Genomic DNA, 2043 nt, shown 5'->3' on the forward strand with positions numbered 1-2043 from the left:
ATTCGGTCACCGATTCGGCGATGGCCTTGACGGACTCGAAATCGCCCTGACTGGCGGCCGGGAAGCCGGCTTCGATGACATCCACGCCCAGGCTTTCGAGTTGGCGGGCCAAACGGATTTTTTCCCGCATGTTCATGGTCGCTCCGGGAGACTGTTCGCCGTCTCTCAAGGTGGTGTCGAAGATGAAGATTCTGTCGTTCATGAGTTCCCTCACAGGTGCTGGAGTGGTGTTCTGTTCGATTTGCAGCCGGAGGTTTCGGACGGATTGTTCCGAAGGACCGGCCTGCGGTCGTTCAAGTGCCCCGAAAAGGCTGAAAGAGGGTGTGTGGACGAATTACGAGAGCTTGTGCGAGCGCTCTCGTAGTCGACTGGAACGATGTAGCGGGAGGTAAACGTAGGAGTAGATGGGACCGGAAACGATGTAGCCGATGAAAAAGACAAAGGCCAGGAGTTTGGGCACTGAGGCCACCAGGATGAAGACCATTAGAGCGGTGACTGTGGCGCTGAAGCGGTGGGAGCGGACCAGATTCGAATCTTTGAAGGATGCATACCGGATGTTGCTGACCATCAGCACGGAAAGAATCATGATCAGGGCCAGACTGAATCGGGCCACATTCAGTTCGGACATGGATTCGGGGAGATATGGCGAAAAAAGGACAAGGCTGGCCAATGTGCAGGCCGCAGCCGGAATGGGAAGGCCGATGAAGAATTTCTTGGAAGTCGATCCGGTGCTGATGTTGAAGCGGGCCAGGCGCAGAGCCCCGCAAGCCATGAGCATGAAGGATGTCAGGATGCCCAGACGCCCAAAAATATGGGTCTGCCAGAGGTAAACCATGATGCCGGGGGTGACGCCGAAGGCCACCAGGTCGGCCAAAGAGTCGAGCTGAACCCCAAAATCGGAGGTCGAGTTGGTCAGACGGGCCAGTTTTCCGTCCAATCCATCAAAGAGGCAACTGACCAGGATGGCCAGGGCGCATTTTTCGAATTCTCCGTCTATGGCCCAAAGAATCCCCAGAAAGGCCGAGAACATGCTGGCCAGGGTCATCATGTTGGGGAGTATGTAGACCCCCCGGAATTTGGGCTTGTCGGAAGTATTCATTGGCTGGTTTCGGTTTTGGCGGCCAGGATGCTTTGCCCGGCCAAGACTTTTTCTCCTGTACGAACTTGTATTTCGTAGCCTTGGGGCAAGTAAAGGTCAAGTCTGGACCCGAACTTGATCAGACCGAACCGCTGGCCCCGGGCCAGATCGTCCCCAGGTTCGGCCCAGCAGACAATGCGCCGGGCGACAAGTCCGGCGATCTGGACAACGGTCCAATGCGAGCCGTCGTTTCCTTCGATCTGGACGGCGTTGCGCTCGTTGTCGGTGGAGGCCTTGTCCAGGGAAGCGTTCAGGAACTTTCCGGGATGGTAGAGGAGACGACGGATCGTTCCAGTAACCGGGGCTCGGTTCACGTGGACGTTGAAGACGTTCATGAACACGCAGACGCAGAGCCGCTCCTCTCCGGAAAAGGGGTCGATCATCCGTTCGATTTTGCAGACACGGCCGTCGGCCGGAGACACGGCCACTCCGGGGCTGTCCGGCACGACCCGTTCGGGGTCGCGGAAGAAATTCAGGACGAAGAAGGTCAGGATCAGGGCGCACAGGGCCAGAAATTCCCAATCCAAAAGGGCCAAAGTCAGGGTGGTCAGGACGGAGAAGGCGATGAAGGGTAGGCCTTCGAGGGCCAGGCCGACGGATGGTTTTTTCATGGTCGCTTCATGGTTGAGGTTATTCTGAGGTTGCTTGAAAACATTAAATTAAGGGGTGATGCCCTGATAGGCAAGGGCCATTTTGACTCAGGTTTTCATCGACCAGAGGGGGTGTTTGCTTTACACGTCACTCTCGGACCACAAATCCCTCGGGCACGTTGTACCCCTTGGAGGCCAGAAGGCCCCGGAGGATGTCCGACCGGTCAGTGATGATGCCGTCCACGCCCCAGTCGATGAGCCGGGACACGGTTTCGTAGTTGAATTCCATATTTTCCTTTTCCGGCCAGCCCCAAG

Annotated in this window: 3 protein-coding genes; all 3 read right to left on the reverse strand. The window is 56.8% G+C overall.

What is annotated here, in order from left to right:
- Window positions 1-202: 2-isopropylmalate synthase (locus EOM25_14295; GenBank protein NCC26345.1), on the reverse strand; the 202-nt coding region annotated here is incomplete at its 3' end.
- A 132-nt stretch (window positions 203-334) separates the two neighbouring features.
- Entirely contained in the window at window positions 335-1099 is a 765-nt protein-coding gene (gene pssA / locus EOM25_14300) for a CDP-diacylglycerol--serine O-phosphatidyltransferase (protein ID NCC26346.1), read from the reverse strand.
- Window positions 1096-1749, reverse strand: a complete 654-nt coding sequence (locus tag EOM25_14305) for a phosphatidylserine decarboxylase family protein (GenBank protein NCC26347.1) — start codon at window positions 1747-1749, stop codon at window positions 1096-1098. The genes pssA and EOM25_14305 overlap by 4 nt, the downstream gene beginning before the upstream one ends.
- Between the last annotated feature and the right edge of the window lie 294 nt (window positions 1750-2043).

This window comes from Deltaproteobacteria bacterium, from assembly GCA_009929795.1.
Lineage (GTDB): Bacteria > Desulfobacterota > Desulfovibrionia > Desulfovibrionales > Desulfomicrobiaceae > RZZR01.